Origin of the sequence: Streptomyces sp. CA-146814 (assembly GCF_050942385.1) — a bacterium.
Classification (GTDB): Bacteria; Actinomycetota; Actinomycetes; order Streptomycetales; family Streptomycetaceae; genus Streptomyces.
This window is the reverse complement of the sequence record NZ_CP192068.1, coordinates 6,075,090-6,099,300: the sequence shown is the minus strand read 5'-3', so window position 1 is coordinate 6,099,300 and position 24,211 is coordinate 6,075,090. Positions and strand designations below refer to the sequence as shown.

Sequence of the window (24,211 nt, the reverse complement as noted above, 5' to 3'; positions counted from 1 at the left end):
GGTGCCGGAGGCCGGCCCGGCGACGGCACCGGCGACGGGCCGTCGGGCGTCCGGTCACCCCACGACTCCCCCGACGCGGGCTGCCCGAACCGCGGCGCACCGGGCTCCCCGGGCACGGGCTGCCCAGGCACGGACTCCCCGGACTCGGGCTGCCAGAACTGCGCCGCACCGGACTCCCCGGCCACGGGCTGCCCGGCCCACGGCTCCGGCGGCGCCCCCGCCGGAGGCAAGGGCACCGCCGGCCCGGGCACCCTGTCCGCGTTCGTGCCCCGTACGCCCCGCGTGCCCTCGTCGTCCATGAACCACTGCCCCCTTGACCTGCCGGTCCGTCCGCTGCCCCGGTCAATCTAGTGCGCGCACACGGGGAGTTCAGCAACCCGCCCGAAGAGTGACCGTCCCCGGGCCGCCCCGGACCGGCCCGTGTCCGCATCGCACCAGGTCGGCAGGGCCGTACACCGTCTTCTGTCCGCGACGGACAACGACACGCACCCACCACTCCCGATCGGAGCATGCCCGGGTCCGCCACCCACCCCTAGCCTGCGATGAGAAGAGCGTCCGAAACACCCCCAGGAGCCCCTCATGACCGCAATCCCGCAGGAGCGCCGCGTCGTCACTGCCATCCCCGGCCCGAAGTCCGTCGAGCTCCAGGCTCGCCGGCTCGCCGCCGTCGCCGCAGGTGTGGGCTCCACCCTGCCGGTGTTCACCGCCCGCGCGGGCGGCGGGATCATCGAGGACGTGGACGGCAACCGGCTGATCGACTTCGGCTCCGGCATCGCCGTGACCTCGGTCGGCGCCTCCGCCGAGGCCGTCGTACGCCGGGCCACCGCGCAGCTCGCGGACTTCACCCACACCTGTTTCATGGTCACGCCGTACGAGGGGTACGTCGAGGTCTGCGAGCAGCTCGCCGAGCTGACGCCGGGCGACCACGCGAAGAAGTCGGCGCTGTTCAACTCGGGTGCCGAGGCCGTCGAGAACGCGGTGAAGATCGCCCGCGCCTACACCAAGCGCACCGCCGTCGTCGTCTTCGACCACGGCTACCACGGCCGGACGAACCTCACCATGGGCATGACGGCGAAGAACATGCCGTACAAGCAGGGCTTCGGTCCGTTCGCGCCCGAGGTCTACCGTGTCCCGGTCGCCTACGGCTACCGCTGGCCGACCGGTGCCGAGAACGCCGGTGCCGAGGCGTCCGCGCAGGCCGTCGACGCGATCACCAAGCAGATCGGCGCGGAGAACGTCGCCGCCATCATCATCGAGCCGGTGCTCGGCGAGGGCGGCTTCATCGAGCCGGCCAAGGGCTTCCTCCCGGCGATCGCGCAGTTCGCCAAGGACAACGGCATCGTCTTCGTCGCGGACGAGATCCAGTCCGGCTTCTGCCGCACCGGCCAGTGGTTCGCCTGCGAGGACGAGGGCATCGTCCCGGACCTGATCACCACCGCCAAGGGCATCGCGGGCGGTCTGCCGCTCTCTGCCGTGACCGGCCGCGCCGAGATCATGGACGCCGCGCACGCGGGCGGTCTGGGCGGTACGTACGGTGGCAACCCGGTCGCCTGCGCGGGTGCGCTCGGCGCGATCGAGACGATGCGTGAGCTGGACCTGAACGCGAAGGCCAAGCGGATCGAGGAGGTCATGAAGGACCGCCTCGCGCAGATGCAGGCGAAGCTCCCGAACGGCGACATCATCGGTGACATCCGCGGCCGTGGCGCCATGATCGCGATCGAGCTGGTGAAGTCCGGCACGAAGGACCCGAACCCGGAGGCGGCCGGCGCGCTCGCCAAGGCCTGCCACGCCGAAGGCGTCATGGTCCTGACCTGCGGCACCTACGGCAACGTCCTGCGTTTCCTGCCGCCGCTGGTGATCGGCGAGGACCTCCTCAACGAGGGCCTCGACGTGATCGAGCAGGCTTTCGGCACGCTCTGATCCTTCGAAGACCCTTCGAACCCGGATGCCGTACGGCGGTGGTCCCGCGTCACCGCCGTACGGCATCCGGGTGAGGGCCTGTGAAGAAGGTGTGCGGGGGCGATGGCGGGTGGCGGCTGCGGCTGTCGGCCGCCCCTCCGCTGCCGTACGGTTTCTGCAGATGAGAGAAACACATCGCCCACGGGAAACCGCGGGTGATTCCGGGTCGGGGCTTCCCCAGCACGATCCCGGGCGTGCCCTCGGGCACGGCGCCGGAGCCTCGCGCTCCGGTACTCCTCACCGATCGGACGGCCGCCCGCCCCACACCCCCCGGGGCGCGCGGCGACCCGGTCCCGCCGGCCATCCCGGAACAACCCCCCCTGTTCCCGGGTGGCCGGCCTCTCTCGTTCCCGCCCTGCTCGTGGCCCTGTTCGGGCTGATCACCTGGCAGGTGGCGGCCGACGGCCCGCTGGTCCGGCTGGACGAACGCGTCGGCGAGAGCCTCTTCCGGCGCGGCCCGGCCGCTCTGACCCAGCTCTTCTCCGACCTCGGCGGGGTGCCGGTGGCGCTCCCGGTGCTCGTCTGCGCGATGGCGTACGCGCTCTGGCGCGGTGCCCGGCGGCTGCCGGTGTACGCGGCCCTCACCATGGCGGCCGTCCCGGCGCTGGTGATCCCGCTGAAGGTGGCCACCGCCCGGCAGGGCCCGCTGACCGAGGCCGTCAACTACTACCCGTCGGGCCATACGGCGACGGCGGCGGTGGCGTACGGGGCTTCGGCGCTGCTCCTCCTCGCGGTGGACCGGCCGGCGTGGCTGCGTACGTGGATGCCGCCCGCCGCCGCGGTGCTGCTGACGGCGGCGACCGGCGTCGGGCTGGTGCTGCACGGCTACCACTGGCCGCTGGACGTGCTGGCGAGCTGGTGCCTGGGGCCGGTGCTGCTCGCGCCGCTGTGGTGGGCGGGCCGCCGCCGGCCGTGAGCCGGACATGGATGATGCCCGTCGCCGCGATCCTCTTCACCCCGGCGACGGGCATCGGTCTGGTGGGCTGCCTCAGCAGAACCTCAGCGGTACTTCAGCGGTACTTCAGCTACCGAAGTACGCGTCGAAGTTGCGGCTGAACTCCCAGTTGTTGAACCGGTCCCAGTTGATGGACCAGGTCATCAGGCCGCGCAGGTCGGTCCAGGTGCCGTGCGTCTGGTAGGAGCCGCAATCGGTCTTCTTGATCAGGCAGTTGAGCGCCTTGTTGACCTCGGCCGGTGAGGTGTGGCCGTTGCCCGCGTGGGTGGAGGCCGGGAGGCCGATGGCGACCTGGTCGGGACGGAGGCCCGGGAAGACGCGGCTCGTGTTGCCCGCCACCGGGAAGCCGGCGAGCAGCATGTCGGTCATCGCGATGTGGAAGTCCGCGCCGCCCATCGAGTGGTACTGGTTGTCCAGTCCCATGATCGGGCCCGAGTTGTAGTCCTGGACGTGCAGCAGGGTCAGGTCGTCGCGCAGGGCGTGGATGACCGGGAGGTACGCGCCGGCGCGCGGGTCCTGGCCGCCCCAGGGGCCGGAGCCGTAGAACTGGTAGCCCAGCTGGACGAAGAAGGTCTCCGGCGCCATGGTCAGGATGAAGTCGGAGCCGTACTTCGCCTTGAGGGTCTTCACCGCCGAGATCAGGTTGACGATCACCGGTGAGGTGGGGGCGCGGAAGTCGGTGTCGCCGGTGTTCAGCGAGAGGGAGTGGCCCTCGAAGTCGATGTCCAGGCCGTCCAGGCCGTAGGTGTCGATGATCTTCGAGACCGAGGTGACGAAGGCGTCCCGGGCGGCAGTGGAGGCGAGCTGCACCTGGCCGTTCTGGCCGCCGATGGAGATCAGGACCTTCTTGCCCGCCGCCTGCTTGGCCTTGATGGCGGCCTTGAACTCCGCCTCGGACTCGACGTTCGGGCACTCGGTGACCGGGCAGAGCGAGAAGCGGATGTCGCCGGAGGTGACGGTGGTGGGCTCACCGAAGGCGAGGTTGATGATGTCCCAGGAGGCGGGGACGTCTGCCATGCGGGTGTAGCCGGAGCCGTTGGCGAAGCTGGAGTGGAGGTAGCCGACCAGCGCGCGGGCGGGGAGCTTGGTGTCGTCGCCGCCTCCGCCGCCCGGCGCGGTGGTCGCGGTGACGGCGGCCGACTTCGCGGACTCGCCGGCCGCGTTGGTGGCGGTTACCTGGAAGCTGTACGCGGTGGAGGCGGTCAGCCCGGTCACGGTGGCGGAGGGGCCGGTGGCCGAGGCCACCTTCGTACCGCCTCGGTAGACGTTGTAGCCGGTCGCGCCGGAGACGGCGTTCCAGGAGAGGGCCACCGAGGTGGCGGTCAGAGCGGTGGTGCGGAGGCCCGCGGGGACGGCCGGGAGGACCACGGGGTCGCCGCCGGGGCCGACGAGGGTGAGGTCGTCGACGTAGTGGGCGGGGGTGCCGTACCAGCCGTGGGTGTAGACGCTGACGGAGGTGGTGGAGGGGCCAGTGGTGAAGCTGGTGGTGAGCTGCTTCCAGGCGCCGGTGGACTGGGTCCAGGTGGAGACGTCGGTGGTGCCGGTGCCGGTGGCGCCGAGGTAGACCGGGCTGCCCTGCACCCAGGCGCTCAGCGTGTAGCGGGAGTTGGGCTTGACCGTGACCGCCTGGGAGCACCTGGCGTTGTCGTTGCCCGCCGGGGTCGCCTTCAGCGCCTTCGTACCGCCGCGTACGGGGGTGGAGACCGCCGCCCCGCTGCCTGCGGTGCAGCTCCAGCCGTCGAGACCGGCCTCGAAGCCGCCGTTGCGCGCCACGTCCACGTCCGCCGCGCTCGCCGCCGGTGCCGTGGCGACCAGGGCACCGGCGGCGAGCACTGCGGCCGTACAGGTGGCCAGAAGTCCGGAAAATCTGACGGTTGGTCCGGTGCGTTCCACAACAGCCTCCGTGCAGGGGGGAATTGGGTGTGGCGTGCGCACAACATGGTCCAGACCAATCAGGTTGTCAAGACCTCTGGCAGTGGGCTCACCCCCTGCGCGGCCTCCGGCGGTGCAGTGGCGTCACCCCCTGCACGGCCTGCGGCGGCGGGTCATCCTCCCTCCCGGCCGTCCTGGGCGGCGGCTCCGGCCGCCTCGTGCATCGCCAGCTCCAGCAGCGCCGCGTCCGTGAGGGTTCCCGAGCCGTCCGGCGGGATCAGCCAGCGCACTCCTCCGGCCGCGCGGCCCGGGTGCGGAACGACGATCCAGGTGCCGGGGCCCGCGCCGCGGATGCCGGTGCCGAGCCAGCGGGACGCGGTGCCGGGCGGGACGAAGAAGCCCATGCGGGACTCGCCGAAGTCGGCGAGGACCGGCCCGGGCCGGTCGATGAGGCGGGTGAGGACATCGAGCGTCGGATAGCCGAGCTCACCGGGGAGGATCAGCACGTCCCAGCGCCTGCCGGCGGGAAGAAGAGCGATCCCCTGGGGGTTGCGCTCCCATTCCCACCGGCAGGCGCTGGGATCCGGTGCCACCGATGTGAGCCACTCGATCGCGGCTTTCGCTTCCGGTCCCGTCATGACCAGCCTCCCGTTGACGTGAACACCGGCAGGGTTCTACCGGTGGGTACACGTGCGAGAGAGCGCTCAGCCCCGACTATGACGCGGGTTGGGGCCACGAATGACCGTGACGTGAGTCACATTGTTGGACAAGGTGTCAGCTGTCGAAGCCGAGCCCCAGCTTGTCCATGGTCTTCAGCCAGAGATTGCGGTGCCCGCCGTTGGCGTCGGCGTGGGCGAGGGACCGCTTGGTGATCTCGATCCCGGCCCAGGCGAACGGCTCCGGCGGGAACGGCATCGGCTTCGAGCGGACCATGTCCAGGCGGGTCCGCTCGGTCTCCTCACCGGCGAGCAGATCGAGCATCACATCGGCCCCGAAACGCGTGGAGCCGACGCCGAGTCCGGTATATCCGGCGGCATAGGCGACCCGTCCCTGATGAGCCGTTCCGAAGAAAGCAGTGAAGCGCGAACAGGTATCGATCGCACCGCCCCAGGCGTGCGAGAATTTCACTCCGGAAAGCTGCGGAAAACAGTCGAAGAACTGCTCCGCGAGCTTGAGGAACGTCTCCGGCCGCTGGTCCAGATCGGCGCTGAGCCGGCCTCCGTACGGATAGATCGCGTCGTATCCGCCCCACAGGATCCGGTTGTCCGCGGAGAGCCGGAAGTAATGGAACTGGTTCGCGCTGTCGCCGAGTCCCTGGCGGCCCTTCCAGCCGATGGATTCGAGCTGTTCGGGCGTGAGCGGTTCGGTCATCAGCGCGTAGTCGTAGACCGGAACGGTGTACGGGCGGACCCGCTTGACGAGCGACGGGAAGATGTTGGTGCCGAGCGCGACCCGGCGGGCGAAGATGCGACCGTACGGGGTGCGGACCGCCATCCCCTCCCCCGAGCGGACGAGGTCCAGGCCGCGCGTGGACTCGTAGATCCGTACGCCCAGCTCCTGGCAGGCCCGCTTCAGGCCCCAGGCGAGCTTGGCCGGGTGCAGCATCGCGACGCCGTTCCGGTCCCAGAGGCCGCCGAGGAAGGTGGGCGAGTCGACCTCGGCGCGCAGGGCGTCCCGGTCCAGGAAGTCCACGCCGGTGATGCCGAGCTTGACGATCTCCTCGTGCCATTCGCGCAGCTCTTCGAGCTGGTGCGGCTCGGTGGCGACGTCGATCTCGCCGGTCCGCTCGAACTCGCAGTCGATCCCGTAGCGGGCGACGGCGGCCTCGATGGCGTCGAGGTTCCGCTCCCCCAGCTCCTCCAGTTTCGCGATCTCGTCCGGCCACCGCTCGACGCCGTTGGCCAGGCCGTGGGTGAGGGAGGCGGCGCAGAAGCCGCCGTTGCGGCCCGAGGCGGCCCAGCCCACCTCGTGCCCCTCGATGAGGACGACGTCCCGGCCGGGGTCGCGCTCCTTGGCGATGAGCGCGGTCCACAGGCCGCTGTATCCGCCGCCGATGACCAGGAGGTCGGCGTGCTCGTCGCCGGTGAGGGCGGGCAGCGCGGCGGGTTTGGCCGGGTCGTCCAGCCAGTAGGAGACCGGCTTGGCGCCGGAGAGTGATTGGGCGGCGATACTCATGGCAGCTGGGGCCATGGTTTCCAACTCCTTCAGGACTTTCCGTTTCGAGCGTTGCTCTTTCGGCGGCTCGCGATGAGCTGGCCGCCGAGGACCATCAGTACCGCAATGATGAACATGGCGGTGCCGATGACGTTGATCTGCACGGGTGTGCCGCGCTGTGCCGAGCCCCAGACGAACATGGGGAACGTGACGGTGGAGCCCGCGTTGAAATTCGTGATGATGAAATCGTCGAACGAGAGCGCGAAGGCGAGCAGCGCGCCCGCCGCGATTCCGGGGGCGGCGATGGGAAGGGTCACCCTGAGGAAAGTCTGCACGGGTCCCGCGTAAAGGTCGCGGGCGGCTTCCTCCAGTCTCGGGTCCATCGACATCACGCGCGCCTTGACGGCCGTCACCACGAAGCTGAGGCAGAACATGATGTGCGCGATCAGCACGGTCCAGAAGCCGAGCTGGGCGCCCATGTTCAGGAAGAGCGTGAGCAGGGACGCGGCCATGACGACCTCGGGCATCGCCATCGGCAGGAAGATCAGCGAGCTGATCGCGCCGCGCGCCCGGAAGCGGTAGCGGACCAGCGCGAACGCGACCGCCGTGCCGAGCGCGGTGGCCCCGAGCGTCGCCCAGAAGGCGATCTGGAGCGAGAGGGAAAGGGAGCCGCAGAGATCGGCTACGCCGCAGGGGTCCTTCCAGGCGTCCAGCGAGAACCGCTGCCACGCGTAGTTGAACCGGCCGTTGGGCTTGTTGAACGAGAACACCATCACGACGAGGTTCGGCAGGATCATGTACGCGAGGGTCAGCAGACCCGCGATGACGATCAGGTTCCGGCGTATCCAGCGCAGTACGGGCATCAGACCAGGTCCTCCGTCCCGGAGCGGCGGATGTAGAAGGTGACCGTCAGCAGGACGATCGCCATGAGGATGAACGAGAGCGCGGCGGCCGTCGGATAGTCCAGGACCCGCAGGAACTGGCTCTGGATGACGGAGCCGACCATCTTGGTGTCGGTGGATCCGAGCAGCTCGGCGTTGACGTAGTCGCCGCTGGCCGGGATGAAGGTCAGCAGGGTGCCGGAGACGACGCCGGGCATGGAGAGCGGGAACGTCACCTTGCGGAAGGTGGTGGCGGGCGTGGCGTAGAGGTCGCCCGCCGCCTCGTGCAGCCGGCCGTCGATCCGCTCCAGCGAGGTGTAGAGCGGCAGGATCATGAACGGCAGGAAGTTGTACGTCAGACCGCAGACGACCGCCATCGGGGTGGCGAGGACCCGGTTGGACTCGGTCCAGCCGAGCCAGCTGGTGACGTCCAGGACGTGCAGCGTGTTGAGCACGTCCACGACCGCGCCGCCGTCGGCGAGGATCGTCTTCCAGGCCAGCGTACGGATGAGGAAGCTGGTGAAGAACGGGGCGATGACCAGCACCAGCACCAGGTTGCGCCAGCGGCCCGCCTTGAAGGCGATGAGGTAGGCGAGCGGGTAGCCGAGCAGCAGGCAGAGGATCGTGGCGGTGCCCGCGTACAGCAGGGACCGGATGAACTGCGGGTAGTAGTCGCGCAGCGCGTCCACGTACGTCTGGAAGTGCCAGGTGACCTCGAAGCCCTGCTCCAGCGAGCCGGTCTGTACGGAGGTGGAGGCCTGGTAGACGAGCGGCAGCGCGAAGAAGACGAGCAGCCAGAGGATGCCGGGGAGCAGCAGCCAGTACGGGATGAGCCGTTTACGGGTGGAGGGCTTGCGGAGCGTGAGCTCCCGCCCCTCAGAGGTCGGCGCGGGCGGCGCCTCGGTGGCGCTCATTCCGCGTCCTCCACGCTCGTCGCGCCCGCGTCGATGTCCTGCGCGGCGTCGAGGCCGAAGGTATGGGCGGGGTTCCAGTGCAGGACGACCTCGGCGCCGGGAGTGAGTCGCGTACGCCGGTCGACGTTCTGCTCGTAGACCTGGAGGGCGGTCCCGGCCGGGCTCTCGACCACGTACTGCGTGGAGACGCCGATGAAGCTGGAGTCGGTGATGCGGCCGGTGACCCGGTTACGGCCTGCGGCGATGTCATCGGCGTCGTCCGCGTGGGCCAGGGATATCTTCTCGGGCCGGATGCCGAGGAGGAGCCGGCCGCCGCTGGTGGTCGGCGCCGAACATCGCTCGCGGGGCAGCGTGAGCTTCCCGCCGCCCGCGGCCACCACCAGGTCCTCGCCGGTCGAGACGATCTCGCCCGCGATGAGGTTGGAGGTGCCGAGGAAGTTGGCGACGAACGTGGTGCGCGGGTTCTCGTACAGGTCGGCGGGGGCGCCGAGCTGCTCGACACGGCCCCCGTTCATCACCGCGACGGTGTCGGCCATGGTCATGGCCTCCTCCTGGTCGTGGGTGACGTGCACGAAGGTGATGCCGACCTCGGTCTGGATGCGCTTGAGCTCCAGCTGCATCTGGCGGCGGAGCTTGAGGTCGAGGGCGCCGAGCGGTTCGTCGAGCAGCAGGACCTGCGGGTGGTTGATGAGCGCGCGGGCCACGGCGACGCGCTGCTGCTGGCCACCGGAGAGCTGGTGCGGTTTGCGGCGGGCGAAGTCGCCGAGCTGGACCAGCTCCAGCATCTCGTCGACCTGCTTCTTCACCGACTTGATGCCGCGCCGGCGCAGCCCGAAGGCGACGTTCTCGGTGATGTCCAGGTGCGGGAAGAGCGCGTAGCTCTGGAAGACGGTGTTGACCGGCCGCTTGTACGGGGGCAGGTCGGTGATGTCCTTGCCGCCGAGGTGGACCGTGCCGGTGGTGGCCTCCTCCAGCCCCGCGATCATCCGCAGGGTGGTGGTCTTGCCGCAGCCGGAGGCGCCGAGCAGGGCGAAGAAGGAGCCCTCGGGGACGGTCAGGTCGAGCGGCTGTACGGCGGTGAAGGAGCCGTAGGTCTTGCTGATCCCGACGAGGCGGACATCGCCGCCCGCGGTCTGCTGCTGCTGTGTCATGGGTCGCGGTCCCAGTGTGTTCGGGGGAGTTCGGAGAGGGCGGAGCCAGTGGGCGGTTGCCGGGTCAGGCGCCGATGAGTTTGGCGAACTTCTCTTCGTACGCCGTCTCTTCCTCCGTGGTCAGGGAGCGGAAGGAGCGGGACTTCGCCGCCATCTCCCGGTCGGGGAGGATCAGCGTGTTGGAGGCCATCGACTTGTCGATCTTGGCGAGTTCGTCGCGTACGCCGTCGACCGGGCAGACGTAGTTGATGTACGCGGCGAGCTGGGCGGCGACCGGCGGCTCGTAGTAGTAGTCGATGAGCTTCTCGGCGTTGGTCTTGTGCCGGGCCTGGGCGGGGACCAGGAGGTTGTCGCTGGAGGTGATGTAACCGGCGGCCGGGATCGCGAACTTGATGTCCGGGTTGTCGGCCTGGAGCTGGATGATGTCCCCGGCCCAGCCGACGCAGGCGGCGATGTCGCCCTTGCTGAGGTCGGCGGTGTAGTCGTTGCCGGTGAAGCGGCGGATCTGCTTCTTGTCGACGGCCTTCTGGAGCCGGCCGATCGCCCCGTCGAAGTCGGTGTCGGTGAACTTCCCCGGGTCCTTGCCCTGGTCGAGCAGGGTCATGCCGATGGTGTCGCGCATCTCGGAGAGGAAGGAGACGCGGCCCTTGAGCTTCGGGTCGTCGAGGAGTTGGGAGACCGAGTCGACCTTCCGGCCGCCGGTCGCCTTCACGTTGTAGGCGATGACCGTGGGGATGCCGGTCCAGGGGTAGGAGTAGGCGCGGCCGGGGTCCCAGTCGGGGGTGCGGAACTGGGCGGAGACGTTGGCGAAGGCGTGCGGCAGGTTCGAGGGGTCGAGCTTCTGCGCCCAGCCGAGCCGGATGATGCGGGCGGCCAGCCAGTCGGTGACGCAGATGAGGTCTCGGCCGGTGTTCTGGCCGGCGGCGAGCTGCGGTTTGATCTTCCCGAAGAACTCGACGTTGTCGTTGATGTCCTCGGTGTACTTGACCCTGATCCCGGTGCGCTTGGTGAACGCGGCAAGGGTGGGACGGGTCTTCTCGTCGTCGCTGACGTCCATGTACTCGGTCCAGTTGGAGAAGGCGACTTCCTTCTCCTTCTCCGAGTGGTCGTCGGCGGCCGCTGCTCCCTCGGCGCGTCCGGCGGGCGGGATGCCGCAGGCGCCGAGGGTGGCTATCCCGCCCAGCGCGAGGGCGCCCATACCGGAGGCGCGCAGCAGGGAGCGGCGGGTGAGGGCTCCCCTGCCGCTGGTCAGGGAACGCCTCATGGCCGCCAGCTGGACCGGCGAGAGGCGCTCGGGCTCGTAACTCTCCATACGCGTGTGCCCTTTCGGGTGGGAGGCCGCTGGGGCCCTCGGGCCCCGGTCACGCGGCAGCTGCTATCGGTCCCCGAAGATCGTGCGGTGCCAGTCCTTCCGGGCGACCGCGGTGTTGTCGTACATGACGTGCTTGACCTGCGTGTACTCCTCGAAGGAGTACGCCGACATGTCCTTGCCGAAGCCGCTGGCCTTGTATCCGCCGTGCGGCATCTCGGAGAGGATCGGGATGTGGTCGTTCACCCACACACAGCCCGCCTGGATCTCGCGGGTGGCGCGGTTCGCGCGGTACAGGTCGCGGGTCCAGGCGGAGGCGGCCAGTCCGTACGGGGTGTCGTTGGCGAGCGCGATGCCCTCGTCGTCGGTGTCGAAGGGGAGGACCACGAGGACCGGGCCGAAGATCTCCGACTGGACGATCTCGCTGTCCTGGGCGGCGCCCGCGACGAGGGTCGGCCGGTAGTACGCACCGTCCGCGAGGTCGCCGCCGGGCGCCTCGCCGCCGGTGACGACCTGGGCGTAGCCGCGGGCCCGCTCGACGAAGGCGGCGACGCGGTCGCGCTGGGCGTGGCTGATGAGGGGGCCGAGGTCGGTGGTGGCGTCAAAGGGCGAGCCGAGGCGGACGGTCTCCATGAGCGCGGCGACGTCGCGGACGAAGGCGTCGTAGAGCGGGCGCTGGACGTAGGCGCGGGTGGCGGCGGTGCAGTCCTGGCCGGTGTTGATGAGCGATCCGGCGACCGCCCCGTGGACGGCGGCCTCCAGGTCGGCGTCGTCGAAGACCACGAAGGGGGCCTTGCCGCCGAGCTCCAGGTGGAGGCGCTTGACGGTGGCGGTGGCGACCTCGGCGACCCTCTTACCGACGGCGGTGGAGCCGGTGAAGGAGGTCATCACGACGTCCGGGTGGCCGACGAGGTGCTCGCCGGCCTCCTTGCCTGCGCCGGTGACGATGTTGATCACGCCGTCCGGGATGCCCGCCTCGGTGGCGGCCTGGGCGAACATCAGCGAGGTGAGCGGGGTCAGCTCGGCGGGCTTGAGGACGATGGTGTTGCCCGCGGCGACGGCCGGGAGGATCTTCCAGGCGGCCATCTGGAGCGGATAGTTCCAGGGCGCGATGGAGCCGACGACACCGATCGCCTCACGGCGTACGTACGAGGTGTGGTCGCCGTCGTACTCGGCGGCGGCCTTGCCCTCCAGGTGGCGGGCCGCGCCCGCGAAGAAGGCGGCGTTGTCGACGGTGCCGGGCACGTCGAACTCGGTGGAGAGCTTGAGCGGCTTGCCGCACTGGAGGGACTCGGCGTACGCGAAGTCGTCGGCCTGCTCGGCGAGGACGGCGGCGAACCGGTGCAGGGCCTCGGAGCGCTCGCCGGGGGTGGCGCCCGACCAGCCGGGGAAGGCGGCGCGGGCGGCGGCGACGGCCGCGTCCACGTCCTCGGTGCCCGCCAGCTCGTACCGCAGGACGCTCTCGCCGGTCGCGGGGTTCACCACGTCGTGGTGGTGGCCGGACGTGCCCGGGAGCAGCTTGCCGCCGATGTACTGCGCACCTTCCGCGAAGCGGTCCTGAACCTGGAAGCCGTTGCTCATGACGCTCTCCTCCGCCGCTGTACCCGCTGCGCGGGGTCGGCGTAGCCTCTTCGTGAATTGAGTGCCGATCCTGACAGAGGGGTCCAGGCCCAACAAGTGATTCCGTTGTTGCCTTTTGGTTACGCGACGGAATCTGTCGACCATGTGTCGTGTCGGTGCGGAAATCCCCGTACGGAGTGTCAGTGGCGGATGCCACACTCACATGTCATGGGACCGATCGATGAGCTTGTGGCCGACGTGGCGCGGGGCAAGCGGGTGAAGTATCTGCCGTTCTGGGGCCACCGCCCGCGCCCGGACGGGCGGATCGGCGCGAGCTGCCTGAGCCAGTGGTGGCCGTCGCCGTTCACGGTGGACGGGGTCACCTATGCGAGCGCGGAGCACTGGATGATGGCCGGCAAGGCCCGCCTCTTCGGTGATGCGGAGGCGGAGGAGGCGGCCGTCACGGCGTCGAGCCCGGCGGCGGCGAAGAAGGCCGGGCGGCTGGTGCGCGGCTTCGACGAGGACCGGTGGATACGGGAGCGGTTCGCCCTGGTCGTGGCGGGCAGCGTCCACAAGTTCGGGCAGAGCCCTGAGCTGGCCGGCTATCTGCTGTCCACGGGCGACCGGGTGCTGGTGGAGGCGTCCCCGCTGGACCGGATCTGGGGCATCGGGCTGGCGGCGGACGACGAGCGGGTGGAGCGGCCGCAGGAGTGGGAGGGGCTGAATCTGCTGGGGTTCGCGCTGATGGAGGCGCGGGAGCGGCTGCGGGCGGCTTAGCCCCCCCCCCTGATACGACAGCGCCGCCCGGTCCGGCGGGAGTGGTTCCCTGCCGGACCGGGCGGCGGATGCGGTACGTCCCGGTGGCTAGCCGCGGCCCTCGATGACCAGCGACGTGGCGAACGGGTCGTCGTCGTAGGTGTCGTCGAAGCTGGAGTCGCCGTTGGCGATGGCCCAGATGATGAAGCCGAGGAGCACGGATCCGACCACGATGCCGACCGATCCCGTGATGATCCCGGCGATCGCCATGCCCCGGTTGGTGGCCTCGCCGCGCTTGGCCCGGCCGAGGCCGATGAGACCGAAGATCAGCGCCAGGATGCCGAGGATGATGTTCACCCCGTACATGCAGAACCCGACGATCGAGATGATGCCGAGCACCAGCGCGGCCGTGCCGAGGCCGTTCGAGGGCTGGGGGCCCCAGGGCTGCTGGCCGCCGTAGGCGTCATAGCCCGGGTAGCCGCCGTACGGCTGCGCCGGCGGGGCCGGGTAGCCGTAGTGCCCGGTGGTCGGGGGCGGCGGTGCCTGGTGGCCGGGGCCGCCCGGGCCGATCGGCGGCGGCGGTACGGACGAAGGCGGCGGTACGGCCGAGGGCGGCGGGCCGAAGCCGCCACCCGTCGGTATCGGGCCGGTGCTCTCCGGCGCCGGACCCGCGCTCGGCATCGACGTCACGGTCTGCTGGTCGTGGACGGCGGGCGGCGGCGGAGCGGCGTCCTGCTTGCCCAGCTCCACCCTGCTGTCCGGCGGTGCCCACGGATCGCGCGGCGCGGCCCCGCCCCCGGGCTGCTCTGTGTTGTCTGACATGGGCCTCCCCCATCGTGGTCCCGTCATGCTACGGCCCGGTTCCGCGCCACCTCACCCCGCCTACGATGATCGGTGCAGCCGGCAGGACACCCCTGGGGGCGCCGCCGACGTACACGCCGAATTGTGGGAGAGACACATGACCGATCCGCACCCCTTCATCGCCGGGCTGCCCAAGGCCGAGCTCCACGTCCACCACGTCGGGTCCGCCTCGCCGCGGATCGTCGCCGAACTGGCCGCCCGGCACCCGGACTCCAAGGTGCCGACCGACCCGGAGGCGCTGGCGGACTATTTCACCTTCACCGACTTCGCGCACTTCATCGAGGTCTACCTCTCGGTGGTGGACCTGATCCGCACCCCGGAGGACGTCCGGCTGCTCACCTTCGAGGTGGCGCGGGACATGGCCCGGCAGAACATCCGGTACGCGGAGCTGACCGTGACCCCGTTCAGCTCGACCCGGCGCGGCATCCCGGAGGTGGCCTTCATGGAGGCCATCGAGGACGCCCGCAAGTCCGCCGAGGCCGAGCTGGGCGTCATCCTGCGCTGGTGCTTCGACATCCCGGGCGAGGCCGGGCTCCAGGCCGCCGAGGAGACCGCGCGGCTGGCGGTGGAGCGGCGGCCCGAGGGGCTGGTCTCGTTCGGGCTCGGCGGGCCGGAGATCGGGGTGGACCGGCCGCAGTTCAAGCCGTACTTCGACCGGGCGATCGCCGAGGGCCTCCACTCGGTGCCGCACGCCGGGGAGACCACGGGACCGCAGACCATCTGGGACGCGCTCACCGAGCTGCGCGCCGAGCGCATCGGCCACGGCACCAGCTCCGTCCAGGACCCGAAGCTGCTGGAGCACCTCGCCGAGCACCGTATCGCCCTGGAGGTCTGCCCGACGTCGAACATCGCCACGCGCGCGGTCACCGACATCGAGCTGCACCCGATCCGCGAGATGGTCCAGGCGGGCGTGCTGGTCACCGTCAACAGCGACGACCCGCCGATGTTCGGCACCGACCTGAACAACGAGTACGGCGTCGCCGCCCGGCTGCTGAACCTGGACGAGCAGGGGATCGCGGGCCTCGCCAAGAACGCGGTGGAGGCTTCGTTCCTGGACCCGGCCGGCAAGCGGCGGCTGGCCGAGGAGATCGACACGTACACGGCGAACTGGCTCCGGGGCCCCGCCCGCTGACCCGGACACGTAACCGGAGAACCGCCTCCGGCGCCCCGCACGCCCGCCCCGGTCGTCACAATGGCCCCATGGCCGACACCACCACCCGCTTCACCGCCGTCGCGCACCGCGGCGATCCGTACCGGGCCCGCGAGAACACCCTGCCCTCGATCCGCTCCGCCCTCGACCGGGGGGCGGACGCGGTCGAGATCGATGTACGGGTGACCCGCGACGGCGTACCCGTCCTGCTCCACGACACGACGCTGGAGCGGCTGTGGGGCCATGACCGGCGCGTCGACCGGCTGACCCACCAGGAGGTGCTGGAGCTGACCGGCGGCGGGGTGCCGACCCTGCGCGACGCGCTGGAGGCCACCGAGGGGCACCGGGTGATGGTGGATCTGCCCGGCTCCACGGACGCCTCGGTGAAGAAGGTCGTCGGTACGGTCCTGGAGTGCGGGGCGGGTGACCGGGCGTACTACTGCGCTGGCGCGGACGCGATGCTGCGGGTGCGCGCCGCGGACCCGGCCGCGGAGATCGCGCTGACCTGGAACACGCTCGCCCCGCCGCGCCCGGTCCTGCTGGCGGCGGTGAAGCCGCGCTGGCTGAATTACCGCTTCGGGCTCGTCAGCCGCGAACTGGCCGAGAGGGCGCACCGGGACGGGTTCCTCGTCTCCGCGTGGACGGCCGACACCAAGCGCACGATGCGCCGGCTGATCGAGCGGGGCGTCGACTCGATCACCACGAACCGGATCGACGCGCTGCACAAACTGCGCTCCAACTCCCCTGCTCTGAGGGGTTCTTGATCGGTCCGGCATGATGGTCGGTGCCGTGACGAGCCGGACGGGTACCGAGGAGCAGCAGACGTGAGTGAGAGCCGACAGCAGGCCGAGGCCCCGGCCCGGATACGTTCCGACGTCGCGCACAACGCCCGGGTGTGGAACTACTGGCTGGGCGGCAAGGACCACTACCCGGTGGACCGGGCGGTGGGCGACCAGGTGACCGGGATGTACCCGAGCATCGGCGAAGTGGCCCGCGCCGACCGGGCGTTCCTCGGCCGGGCGGTGCGGCACCTGGCCGGGGACGTGGGCGTCGACCAGTTCCTGGACATCGGCACCGGCCTGCCGACGGCCGACAACACCCACGAGATCGCCCAGCACACCGCGCCGCACGCCCGGGTCGTCTACGTCGACAACGACCCGATCGTGCTGGCCCACGCGCGGGCCCTGCTCAGCGGTTCGCTGGAGGGCGCGACGGAGTACGTCGACGCGGACGCGCACGATCCGGAGCGGATCCTGAAGGCGGCCGAACCCACGCTGGACCTGGGCCGGCCGGTCGCGGTGATGATGCTCGGCATCCTCAACTTCGTACTGGACACGGACGAGGCGCGCTCCATCGTCCGCACGCTGATGGCCGCCGTCCCGTCCGGCAGCCACCTGGTGCTCACCCACCCGACGCTGGAGTTGGGCGGCGAGGGCAACGAGGCGGCGATGCGCTTCTGGAACGAGAACGCCACTCCGCCGATCACCGCCCGCACCCGTGAAGAGTTCGCATCGTTCCTGGACGGCCTCGACCTGCTGGAGCCGGGCATCGTCTCCTGCTCCCGCTGGCGTACGAACCCGCGGGAGCCGGAGGTGGCGCAGTTCGGCGTGGTGGCCCGGAAGCCGTGACGTCCGGCGTGGTGGCCGGTGCCCGCTCCAGCACCTCCAACCGCTTGATCATGCGCCGCGTGACAGCGGTTCACAACCCGACGATGGCGTTCCACTTCTTGGCGAAGTCCGTCCGCTCCTCGGCGGTGATGTCGCGCGCGATGGCGAGCCGTTCGCGCATCGCGTCGTCGGGGAAGATCAGCGGGTCCTCGGCGAGCGCGGCGGTCTCCTCGTCCTTGGACGAGGCGAGGATGTCACGGGCGGCGGGCACCGGGCAGACGTAGTTGACCCAGGTGGCGAGTTCGGCGGCGATCTCGGGGTCGTAGTAGTGGTCGACGAGCCGTTCCGCGTTGCGCTTGTGGCGGGCGAGGTTGGGGATCATCAGCGACTCGGCCCAGAGTTCGGCGCCCTCCTCGGGCACGAGGAACTCGATGTCCGGGTTGTCCGCCTGGAGTTGGATGACGTCGCCGGAGTACGCCTGACAGGCCAGCACATCGCCGGTGGAGAGGTCCTTGATGTAGTCGTTGCCGGTGAAGCGGCGGATGTGCTTGGACCGGACCCGCTTCTCGATGTGCTCGCACATGGTGTGGAAGTCGTCGGCGGTCCACCGGGCGATGTCGACGCCGTCGCCCTGCATCAGCAGTGCGAACGACTCGTCGAGCCCGGACAGCAGCGTCACCTTGCCGCGCAGGTCGTCGGCCCACAGGTCGTTGGTGGAGCGGAGCTCGCGGCCGAGGCGCTTGCGGTTGTACGCGATGCCGGTGATCCCGGACTGCCACGGGACGCTGTGGCGCCGCCCCTCGTCGAACGCGGGCGAACGCAGCTGCGGGTCCAGGTACTTGGCGACGTTCGGCTGCTTGGCCCGGTCCATCTCCTGGACCCAGCCGAGCCGAACGAAGCGGGCGGCCATCCAGTCGCTGATGACGATCAGGTCCCGGCCGGTCTGCTGGCGGTTCATCAGGGCCGGGCTGACCTTCCCGAAGAACTCGTCGTTGTCGTTGATCTCCTCGGTGTACGTGACGGAGATCCCGGTCCGCTCGGTGAAGGCGTCCAGCGTGGGCCGCTTCGAGGTGTTCTCGTCGTCGGTGTCGATGTAGAGCGGCCAGTTGGCGAAGTGCAGGGTGTGGTCGGTCGCGGAGCTGTCGCGTCCGGCCCGGTCCCCCGGCTCGACATAGGCGGCGGGCACCCCGCAGCCGGCCAGGGAAGCCCCCGCGGCCCCGGCCCCGAGGGCGCGCAGCAGGGAACGGCGGGACATGGGGTTCTTCGGGATCACTGGCACCCGCGCAGAATGCCCCTCGGCCACGGCGGCGGGCAATGGACCAAGCGTCCAGCGGGACGGGACCGTTCCGCACACGTTGTCCAGATGCGTGTACGGCCCCGGGCCGGAGCCCGGGGCCGTACGCGTGACGACGGTCCGTGGATCAGTCCTCGATGGACGTCATGACGTGCTTGACGCGGGTGTAGTCCTCGAAGCCGTACGCGGAGAGGTCCTTGCCGTAGCCGGACTTCTTGAACCCGCCGTGCGGCATCTCCGCGACGAGCGGGATGTGGGTGTTGATCCACACGCAGCCGAAGTCGAGGTTCTTGGACATGCGCATGGCGCGGGAGTGGTTCTGCGTCCAGACCGAGGAGGCGAGCGCGTACTCGACGCCGTTGGCGTACGAGACGGCCTGGTCCTCGTCGGTGAAGGACTGGACGGTGATGACGGGGCCGAAGACCTCGTTCTGGATGATCTCGTCGTCCTGCTTGAGGCCGGAGACGACGGTCGGGGCGTAGAAGTAGCCCTTCTCGCCGACCCGGTGGCCGCCCGCCTCGACCTTGGCGTGAGCCGGGAGCCGCTCGATGAAGCCGCTGACCTGCTTCAGCTGGTTGGCGTTGTTGAGCGGGCCGTACGCCACGTCCTCGTCGTCCGGCTGCCCGGTCTTCGTGTCGGCGGCGGCCTTGGCGAGCGCGGTCACGAACTCGTCGTGGATGGACTCGTGGACCAGGACGCGGGTCGCGGCCGTACAGTCCTGGCCCGCGTTGAAGAAGCCCGCCTCCGAGACGCCCGAGACGGTCTTGGCGATGTCGGCGTCCTCGAAGACCACGACCGGCGCCTTGCCGCCGAGCTCCAGGTGGACGCGCTTGACGTCCTTGGCGGCGGACTCGGCGACCTGGATGCCGGCCCGGACCGAACCGGTGATGGAGGCCATCGCCGGGGTCGGGTGCTCGACCATCGCGCGGCCGGTGTCCCGGTCGCCGCACAGGACGTTGAAGACGCCCTTGGGCAGGATCTGGCCCATGATCTCGGCCATCAGCACGGTCGACGCCGGGGTGGTGTCGGACGGCTTGATCACGACGGTGTTGCCCGCGGCGAGCGCCGGGGCGAACTTCCAGACGGCCATCATCATCGGGTAGTTCCACGGCGCGACCTGCGCGCATACGCCGACGGGCTCGCGGCGCACGATGGAGGTCAGGCCCTCCATGTACTCGCCGGCCGAGCGGCCTTCCAGCAGCCGGGCGGCGCCCGCGAAGAAGCGGATCTGGTCCACCATCGGCGGGATCTCTTCGCTGCGGGTGAGGCCGATCGGCTTGCCGGTGTTCTCCGACTCGGCCGCGATCAGGTCCTCCGCGCGCTCCTCGAACGCGTCCGCGATCTTGAGCAGGGCCTTCTGGCGCTCGGCGGGCGTCGTGTCACGCCAGGCCGGGAAGGCGGCCGCGGCGGCCTCCATGGCGGCATCGACATCGGCCTGGCCGGAGAGCGGCGAGGTCGCGTAGACCTCTTCCGTCACCGGGCTGACCACATCGATGGTCCGCCCGTCCGCGGCGTCCCGGAACTCCCCGTTGATGTAGTTGCGCAGACGGCGCACCTCGGTGGTCATGACCACCCCTCCTGTCGGCTGTCCGATGGGTGAGACACCCACCCTAATCGTTCCGGTGACGCTTTCGACATAGGCAACCACCCCCAGCTTCGGATTCAGTCGGTTCTGTGCACTCACTCAACGAATTTCATCGATCTGGGGTTGCGAGACAGACGAGTGCGGTGCACAGTGGATGTGTGGCCAGTCGCAGCGCAGACTCCAGGAACGGGAACGGATCACCGCCAGCGGTCGATGCCGTCTCCCTCGCGATCATCGAGCAGCTCCAGGAGGACGGACGCCGTCCGTACGCCGCGATCGGCAAGGCCGTCGGCCTCTCCGAAGCGGCTGTGCGCCAGCGCGTCCAGAAGCTGCTCGACCAGGGCGTGATGCAGATCGTCGCCGTCACGGACCCGCTCACCGTGGGGTTCCGGCGCCAGGCGATGGTCGGCATCAATGTCGAGGGCGACCTCGATCCGGTGGCCGAAGCCCTGTCGGCCATGGCCGAGTGCGAGTACGTGGTGATGACCGCGGGCTCCTTCGACCTGATGGTGGAGATCGTCTGCGAGGACGACGACCACCTGCTGGAGACGATCAACAAACGCATCCGGACCCTTCCCGGCGTGCGCTCCACCGAGAGCTTTGTTTACCTCAAGCTCAAGAAGCAGACCTATATGTGGGGAACCCGATAGCCGTGAGCAAGGACCTCAGCCGAACCGCGTACGACCACCTGTGGATGCACTTCACCCGCATGTCGGACTACGAGAACGCGCCCGTTCCCACCATCGTGCGTGGCGAGGGAACGTACATCTTCGACGACAAGGGCAAGCGCTACCTGGACGGCCTCTCCGGCCTGTTCGTGGTCAACGCCGGCCACGGCCGTCACGAGCTCGCCGAGACGGCGTACAAGCAGGGCCAGGAGCTCGCCTTCTTCCCGGTGTGGTCCTACGCCCACCCGAAGGCCGTCGAGCTGGCCGAGCGTCTCGCCGACTACGCGCCGGGCGACCTCAACAAGGTCTTCTTCACCACCGGTGGCGGCGAGGCCGTCGAGACCGCCTGGAAGCTGGCCAAGCAGTACTTCAAGCTCAAGGGCCAGCCGACCAAGTACAAGGTCATCTCGCGTGCGGTCGCCTACCACGGCACCCCGCAGGGCGCGCTCTCCATCACCGGCCTTCCGGCTCTGAAGGCCCCCTTCGAGCCGCTGGTCCCCGGCGCGCACAAGGTGCCGAACACCAACATCTACCGCGCCCCGCTCTTCGGCGACGACCCGGAGGCCTTCGGCCGCTGGGCCGCCGACCAGATCGAGCAGGAGATCCTCTTCGAGGGCCCGGAGACCGTCGCGGCCGTCTTCCTGGAGCCCGTGCAGAACGCCGGCGGCTGTTTCCCGCCGCCGCCCGGGTACTTCCAGCGGGTCCGTGAGATCTGTGACCAGTACGACGTGCTGCTCGTCTCCGACGAGGTCATCTGCGCCTTCGGCCGCCTCGGCACGATCTTCGCCTGCGACAAGTTCGGCTACGTACCGGACATGATCACCTGCGCGAAGGGCATGACCTCCGGCTACTCCCCGATCGGTGCCTGCATCGTCTCGGACAAGATCGCCGAGCCGTTCTACAAGGGCGGCAACACCTTCCTGCACGGCTACACCTTCGGCGGCCACCCGGTCTCCGCGGCGGTCGGCCTCGCCAACCTGGACATCTTCGAGCGTGAGAACCTCACGCAGCACGTCCTGGACAACGAGAACGCCTTCCTCACCACGCTGCAGAAGCTGCACGACCTGCCGATCGTCGGCGACGTCCGCGGCAACGGGTACTTCTACGGCATCGAGCTGGTGAAGGACAAGGCCACCAAGGAGACGTTCACCGACGAGGAGACCGAGCGCGTCCTGTACGGCTTCCTCTCCAAGGCGCTGTACGAGAACGGCCTGTACTGCCGGGCCGACGACCGCGGCGACCCGGTCGTCCAGCTCGCGCCGCCGCTGATCTCGGACCAGTCGACGTTCGACGAGATCGAGGGGATCCTGCGGGCCGTGCTGACGGAAGCGTGGACGAAGCTCTGACCTTCGCGGCTCTCGCGACCCGCCTGACCCTCGTGACCTTCTCTGGATGATCATCATTCAGCGGTCATTTCATACGGTCCACCCGGCCCGGATGCGCCCTTTCGAGTGAGAAGGGGAGCGTCCGGGCCGTGTGCTGTGCGTACTTTCCGGTCCGACTATCTACGGTGCCCAGTGACCGATCGGCCGCGTCCTCGTTCCCCCGTACGGGGGAACGGGAAAACTCATCCGAACCGAGGTGTACGCCATGGTGGCCCCGCCGGACAACGACGTGATCTGGGCGCGTTCCCTGCACCACTCCCACAACGGATCGCCCGGTCTCGGCGGTGTCTCCGTCTCCGTCCGCGACGCCGAGATCCTGGCCGTGACCGGCCCGCGCGGCAGCGGGAAGACCACGCTGCTCCACTGCCTGTCGGGCCGGCTGGTGCCCGAACAGGGCGAGGTCTGGTTCAACAGCGTCCCCGTGCACACGATGGCTCCCCGGGTGCGCGAACAGCTGCGGAGGGAACGGTTCGGCTGGATCGGCGCCGACCCGGAGCTCGTCCCCGAGCTGACCACCTGGGAGAACGCGGCGCTGCCGCTGCTGCTGCGCGGCGTCTCGCACCGGGCCGCGAAGAAGGCCGCCACCGAGTGGCTGGAGCGCATGGACATCGCGCCGCTCGCCAAGAAGCGCCCGCACGCGCTCCTCCAGGCCGAACGCCAGCGCGTCTCCGTCGCCCGGGCCCTCTGCGCGCAGCCGACGGTCATCTTTGCCGACGAGCCCACCGCGACCCTGCACCGCGCCGAGCGCTCGCAGCTCCTGCGCACCCTGACCGCCGCGGCCCGCTCGCACGGCATCACGATGGTCCTGGCCACCCATGACGCCGAGGTCGCCGCCCTCGCCGACCGGACCGTCCCGCTGCTGGACGGCCGCCGCGTCTCCACCGTCGCCCTCCCCGCCGAACCCGATGCGGAGGGCAGCGCGGCGTGCTCGCTCTCCGTCTGACCCGCGGTACGCATCCCCTCGTCCTGGTCCGGCGGCTGCTCGTCGCCGCCGCGTCGGCCGGTGTCGGCTTCCTCCTCCTCTGCTCGCTCGGATACGCCTCCGCGCATCCCGCCTCCGCCGGTTCGGTGCTGCGGCTGCTGTGGTGCTTCGTCCCGCTCGCCGCCACCGTGATGTTCGCCGTGGCGGTGGCCCGTACGGATCCGAGCACCCGGCCCCGGCCCGGGCTCTCCTCACTGGGCCTCGGTCCGGTGCGGCTCTCGGTGCTGGCCGCGGTCTCGACGGCCGTCTCCACCACGCTCGGCTCGATGGTGGCGCTGCTCTTCTTCCTGCACCTGCGGGGCGATCTGACCGGGATGCCGTTCGACGGCGGCGCGGCGGAGTTCCTCGGCGCGGGCACCCCGCTGCCGCTGGCCGCCGCGTTGATGCTGCTCGCTCTCGTACCGGTGGTGTCGGCGACGGCGAGCGCGCTGGCCTTGCGTTCCCGGCCCGACCCTGCTCGGGCCACCTTCGGCTCCGAGGAGCTGCCGGAGCCCGCTCCCGTGCCGAGCGGACTGCCGTGGGGCGTGGCGCTGGTGGCCGCCGGGCTGGCGGTCGAGGCGTACGCGTCCCGGGACGGGTCGGGGAGCGCGTTCCCGCTGCCGGGCCGGTTCGACGCCACTCCGGTGGCGGTACTGGCCGGCTGGACGCTGGCCGCGGCCGGCCTGGCCATGGCGGGTCCGGGGCTGACCTACCTGTGCGGGAAGGCGCTCCAGGCCGTGCGTCCCGGTGCCGTACGTCTGCTGGCGGGCCGGGTCCTGATGGACGAGGCGCGCCGGATCGGCCGCCCGCTCGGCATCGTCTGCGCGGTGGTCGCCGCGGTGATCGCCGCCTCGGCGCTGTACGGAGGCGACGAGCGCCCTTACGGCCCGCTCACCGCGCTCGGTGCGGTGCTGGTCCTCGGCTGCACGGTGGCGACGCTGCTGACCTCGGCCCTGGAGGCGAAGCAGGCCCGCGCCCACACGGCTCAGGCACTGCTGCGCATGGGCGCCCCGGCCTCCACCCTGCGCTCCGCGACCGCGCTACGGGCCGCCGCGCTGCTGGCCCTGTTCGCCCCGCTGACCTGGGTGATCGCGGAACTGGCGGCGCTACCGCTGGCTGGGTAGGCGGGTGGGGGGTGCGAGGGCGGGGCTCAGGGGCGGGCGGCTCACGGGTGGACGCAGCTCGTGAA

General features: G+C 70.2%; 21 protein-coding genes. 10 read left to right on the top strand and 11 right to left on the bottom strand.

Translation table 11 applies throughout. From position 1 onward, the window contains the following. Nucleotides 1–579: 579 nt before the first annotated feature. Nucleotides 580–1,920, top strand: a complete 1,341-nt coding sequence (gene gabT / locus ACQP09_RS27430) for a 4-aminobutyrate--2-oxoglutarate transaminase (protein ID WP_433404253.1) — start codon at nucleotides 580–582, stop codon at nucleotides 1,918–1,920. Between the two features lie 160 nt (nucleotides 1,921–2,080). Continuing rightward, nucleotides 2,081–2,875: a phosphatase PAP2 family protein gene (locus ACQP09_RS27425; RefSeq protein ID WP_433404250.1), complete on the top strand. Its 795-nt coding sequence runs from the start codon at nucleotides 2,081–2,083 to the stop codon at nucleotides 2,873–2,875. A 105-nt stretch (nucleotides 2,876–2,980) separates the two neighbouring features. Here the strand turns inward: ACQP09_RS27425 and ACQP09_RS27420 are convergent, their stop codons facing one another. The 8 genes from ACQP09_RS27420 to ACQP09_RS27385 all read right to left on the bottom strand — a co-directional run bounded on the left by ACQP09_RS27420 (nucleotide 2,981) and on the right by ACQP09_RS27385 (nucleotide 12,776). Beyond that, complete coding sequence (locus ACQP09_RS27420; RefSeq protein WP_433404247.1) at nucleotides 2,981–4,807, bottom strand: chitinase; 1,827 nt, start codon at nucleotides 4,805–4,807, stop codon at nucleotides 2,981–2,983. Between the two features lie 152 nt (nucleotides 4,808–4,959). After that, nucleotides 4,960–5,424, bottom strand: coding sequence for a hypothetical protein (locus ACQP09_RS27415; protein ID WP_433404245.1), 465 nt, complete (start codon nucleotides 5,422–5,424; stop codon nucleotides 4,960–4,962). 136 nt (nucleotides 5,425–5,560) lie between these two features. Beyond that, nucleotides 5,561–6,976, bottom strand: coding sequence for an NAD(P)/FAD-dependent oxidoreductase (locus ACQP09_RS27410; protein ID WP_433404242.1), 1,416 nt, complete (start codon nucleotides 6,974–6,976; stop codon nucleotides 5,561–5,563). A 14-nt stretch (nucleotides 6,977–6,990) separates the two neighbouring features. Then, on the bottom strand, nucleotides 6,991–7,803 hold the full coding sequence (locus ACQP09_RS27405) for an ABC transporter permease (protein WP_433404239.1): 813 nt from the start codon (nucleotides 7,801–7,803) through the stop codon (nucleotides 6,991–6,993). Beyond that, nucleotides 7,803–8,735 (bottom strand): ABC transporter permease, encoded by a 933-nt coding sequence (locus tag ACQP09_RS27400; protein WP_433404236.1) that lies wholly within the window; start codon nucleotides 8,733–8,735, stop codon nucleotides 7,803–7,805. The genes ACQP09_RS27405 and ACQP09_RS27400 overlap by 1 nt, the downstream gene beginning before the upstream one ends. Beyond that, on the bottom strand, nucleotides 8,732–9,886 hold the full coding sequence (locus ACQP09_RS27395; RefSeq protein ID WP_433404233.1) for an ABC transporter ATP-binding protein: 1,155 nt from the start codon (nucleotides 9,884–9,886) through the stop codon (nucleotides 8,732–8,734). Before ACQP09_RS27395 ends, ACQP09_RS27400 begins: the two co-directional genes overlap by 4 nt. A gap of 64 nt (nucleotides 9,887–9,950) precedes the next feature. Continuing rightward, nucleotides 9,951–11,198 (bottom strand): ABC transporter substrate-binding protein, encoded by a 1,248-nt coding sequence (locus ACQP09_RS27390; protein ID WP_433404230.1) that lies wholly within the window; start codon nucleotides 11,196–11,198, stop codon nucleotides 9,951–9,953. A gap of 63 nt (nucleotides 11,199–11,261) precedes the next feature. Next, nucleotides 11,262–12,776 carry a gamma-aminobutyraldehyde dehydrogenase gene (locus ACQP09_RS27385; RefSeq protein ID WP_433404227.1) on the bottom strand — a complete coding sequence of 505 codons (1,515 nt, stop codon included), beginning with the start codon at nucleotides 12,774–12,776 and terminating at the stop codon, nucleotides 11,262–11,264. Between the two features lie 207 nt (nucleotides 12,777–12,983). Between ACQP09_RS27385 and ACQP09_RS27380 the strand changes: the two genes are divergently transcribed. Continuing rightward, on the top strand, nucleotides 12,984–13,532 hold the full coding sequence (locus tag ACQP09_RS27380) for an NADAR family protein (protein WP_433404224.1): 549 nt from the start codon (nucleotides 12,984–12,986) through the stop codon (nucleotides 13,530–13,532). Between the two features lie 87 nt (nucleotides 13,533–13,619). Here ACQP09_RS27380 and ACQP09_RS27375 read toward each other — a convergent pair whose 3' ends face one another. Then, the gene (locus tag ACQP09_RS27375) at nucleotides 13,620–14,333 is read right to left on the bottom strand and encodes a DUF4190 domain-containing protein (RefSeq protein ID WP_433404221.1); all 714 of its coding nucleotides are present in this window, start codon (nucleotides 14,331–14,333) and stop codon (nucleotides 13,620–13,622) included. A gap of 136 nt (nucleotides 14,334–14,469) precedes the next feature. Here ACQP09_RS27375 and ACQP09_RS27370 point away from each other — a divergent pair, with 136 nt between their 5' ends. The 3 genes from ACQP09_RS27370 (at nucleotide 14,470) to ACQP09_RS27360 (ending at nucleotide 17,150) form a co-directional block, all read left to right on the top strand. Next, nucleotides 14,470–15,504 (top strand): adenosine deaminase, encoded by a 1,035-nt coding sequence (locus ACQP09_RS27370; RefSeq protein WP_433404219.1) that lies wholly within the window; start codon nucleotides 14,470–14,472, stop codon nucleotides 15,502–15,504. Nucleotides 15,505–15,572: 68 nt separating this feature from the next. Continuing rightward, on the top strand, nucleotides 15,573–16,286 hold the full coding sequence (locus tag ACQP09_RS27365; RefSeq protein ID WP_433404216.1) for a glycerophosphodiester phosphodiesterase: 714 nt from the start codon (nucleotides 15,573–15,575) through the stop codon (nucleotides 16,284–16,286). Nucleotides 16,287–16,346: 60 nt separating this feature from the next. After that, a complete protein-coding gene (locus ACQP09_RS27360; RefSeq protein WP_433404213.1) occupies nucleotides 16,347–17,150 on the top strand; it encodes an SAM-dependent methyltransferase in 804 nt (267 codons plus the stop codon). Between the two features lie 70 nt (nucleotides 17,151–17,220). Here the strand turns inward: ACQP09_RS27360 and ACQP09_RS27355 are convergent, their stop codons facing one another. Beyond that, nucleotides 17,221–18,384: a polyamine ABC transporter substrate-binding protein gene (locus tag ACQP09_RS27355; RefSeq protein ID WP_433404210.1), complete on the bottom strand. Its 1,164-nt coding sequence runs from the start codon at nucleotides 18,382–18,384 to the stop codon at nucleotides 17,221–17,223. A 166-nt stretch (nucleotides 18,385–18,550) separates the two neighbouring features. Next, entirely contained in the window at nucleotides 18,551–19,990 is a 1,440-nt protein-coding gene (locus tag ACQP09_RS27350; protein ID WP_433404207.1) for a gamma-aminobutyraldehyde dehydrogenase, read from the bottom strand. A gap of 161 nt (nucleotides 19,991–20,151) precedes the next feature. Between ACQP09_RS27350 and ACQP09_RS27345 the strand changes: the two genes are divergently transcribed. The 4 genes from ACQP09_RS27345 (at nucleotide 20,152) to ACQP09_RS27330 (ending at nucleotide 24,146) form a co-directional block, all read left to right on the top strand. Next, nucleotides 20,152–20,658, top strand: a complete 507-nt coding sequence (locus tag ACQP09_RS27345) for an Lrp/AsnC family transcriptional regulator (RefSeq protein ID WP_432151053.1) — start codon at nucleotides 20,152–20,154, stop codon at nucleotides 20,656–20,658. Continuing rightward, the gene (locus ACQP09_RS27340) at nucleotides 20,643–22,022 is read left to right on the top strand and encodes an aspartate aminotransferase family protein (protein WP_237328176.1); all 1,380 of its coding nucleotides are present in this window, start codon (nucleotides 20,643–20,645) and stop codon (nucleotides 22,020–22,022) included. The genes ACQP09_RS27345 and ACQP09_RS27340 overlap by 16 nt, the downstream gene beginning before the upstream one ends. 244 nt (nucleotides 22,023–22,266) lie before the next feature. Then, entirely contained in the window at nucleotides 22,267–23,004 is a 738-nt protein-coding gene (locus ACQP09_RS27335; RefSeq protein ID WP_433404203.1) for an ABC transporter ATP-binding protein, read from the top strand. Beyond that, nucleotides 22,986–24,146, top strand: a complete 1,161-nt coding sequence (locus tag ACQP09_RS27330) for a hypothetical protein (protein ID WP_433404200.1) — start codon at nucleotides 22,986–22,988, stop codon at nucleotides 24,144–24,146. The genes ACQP09_RS27335 and ACQP09_RS27330 overlap by 19 nt, the downstream gene beginning before the upstream one ends. Nucleotides 24,147–24,211 lie beyond the last annotated feature (65 nt).

What these genes read in the sequence shown, in the direction of transcription:
- gabT (WP_433404253.1), top strand. Translation starts at nt 580, where the DNA reads ATGACCGCAATCCCGCAGGAGCGCCGCGTCGTCACTGCCATCCCCGGC.
- ACQP09_RS27425 (WP_433404250.1), top strand. Translation starts at nt 2,081, where the DNA reads ATGAGAGAAACACATCGCCCACGGGAAACCGCGGGTGATTCCGGGTCG.
- ACQP09_RS27415 (WP_433404245.1), bottom strand. Translation starts at nt 5,424, where the DNA reads ATGACGGGACCGGAAGCGAAAGCCGCGATCGAGTGGCTCACATCGGTG.
- ACQP09_RS27410 (WP_433404242.1), bottom strand. Translation starts at nt 6,976, where the DNA reads ATGGCCCCAGCTGCCATGAGTATCGCCGCCCAATCACTCTCCGGCGCC.
- ACQP09_RS27405 (WP_433404239.1), bottom strand. Translation starts at nt 7,803, where the DNA reads ATGCCCGTACTGCGCTGGATACGCCGGAACCTGATCGTCATCGCGGGT.
- ACQP09_RS27400 (WP_433404236.1), bottom strand. Translation starts at nt 8,735, where the DNA reads ATGAGCGCCACCGAGGCGCCGCCCGCGCCGACCTCTGAGGGGCGGGAG.
- ACQP09_RS27395 (WP_433404233.1), bottom strand. Translation starts at nt 9,886, where the DNA reads ATGACACAGCAGCAGCAGACCGCGGGCGGCGATGTCCGCCTCGTCGGG.
- ACQP09_RS27390 (WP_433404230.1), bottom strand. Translation starts at nt 11,198, where the DNA reads ATGGAGAGTTACGAGCCCGAGCGCCTCTCGCCGGTCCAGCTGGCGGCC.
- ACQP09_RS27385 (WP_433404227.1), bottom strand. Translation starts at nt 12,776, where the DNA reads ATGAGCAACGGCTTCCAGGTTCAGGACCGCTTCGCGGAAGGTGCGCAG.
- ACQP09_RS27380 (WP_433404224.1), top strand. Translation starts at nt 12,984, where the DNA reads ATGGGACCGATCGATGAGCTTGTGGCCGACGTGGCGCGGGGCAAGCGG.
- ACQP09_RS27375 (WP_433404221.1), bottom strand. Translation starts at nt 14,333, where the DNA reads ATGTCAGACAACACAGAGCAGCCCGGGGGCGGGGCCGCGCCGCGCGAT.
- ACQP09_RS27370 (WP_433404219.1), top strand. Translation starts at nt 14,470, where the DNA reads ATGACCGATCCGCACCCCTTCATCGCCGGGCTGCCCAAGGCCGAGCTC.
- ACQP09_RS27365 (WP_433404216.1), top strand. Translation starts at nt 15,573, where the DNA reads ATGGCCGACACCACCACCCGCTTCACCGCCGTCGCGCACCGCGGCGAT.
- ACQP09_RS27355 (WP_433404210.1), bottom strand. Translation starts at nt 18,384, where the DNA reads ATGTCCCGCCGTTCCCTGCTGCGCGCCCTCGGGGCCGGGGCCGCGGGG.
- ACQP09_RS27350 (WP_433404207.1), bottom strand. Translation starts at nt 19,990, where the DNA reads ATGACCACCGAGGTGCGCCGTCTGCGCAACTACATCAACGGGGAGTTC.
- ACQP09_RS27335 (WP_433404203.1), top strand. Translation starts at nt 22,267, where the DNA reads ATGGTGGCCCCGCCGGACAACGACGTGATCTGGGCGCGTTCCCTGCAC.